Source organism: Erwinia sp. PME.40.26/001 (assembly GCF_055556675.1).
Genome location: NZ_JBVHNP010000110.1, coordinates 1 through 278 on the forward strand (window position 1 = coordinate 1; position 278 = coordinate 278).

The 278-nt window shown below is 66.9% G+C and carries 1 protein-coding gene; it reads right to left on the reverse strand.

The genetic code is table 11. The annotated features are described in order from the left end of the window. On the reverse strand, positions 1 to 278 hold a 278-nt coding region (locus ACZ3HG_RS23445; protein ID WP_465334734.1), incomplete at both ends, for an FAD-dependent monooxygenase.

The window sequence follows — 278 nt, forward strand, 5'->3', positions numbered from 1 at the left end:
GATGCACACCATCTGGCCCATCATCATCGCCATGCCGATGATCGAGCGCACATTGGGCTCGCGCTCCGGCTGATAAGTGTCGAGCAGCCTGTCGGATGCGCCATCGCGGATGATCGCGGCGAGCTTCCACGCGAGGTTCGCCGCATCACGCACGCCCGAGCACAGCCCCTGGCCGGCAAAAGGTGGCATGCGGTGCGCGGCATCGCCAGCGATCAGGCCGCGCCCGCTGCGCCATGCGGTCGCGACCATCGCGTTGAAGCGATAGACCGCCTTGCGCT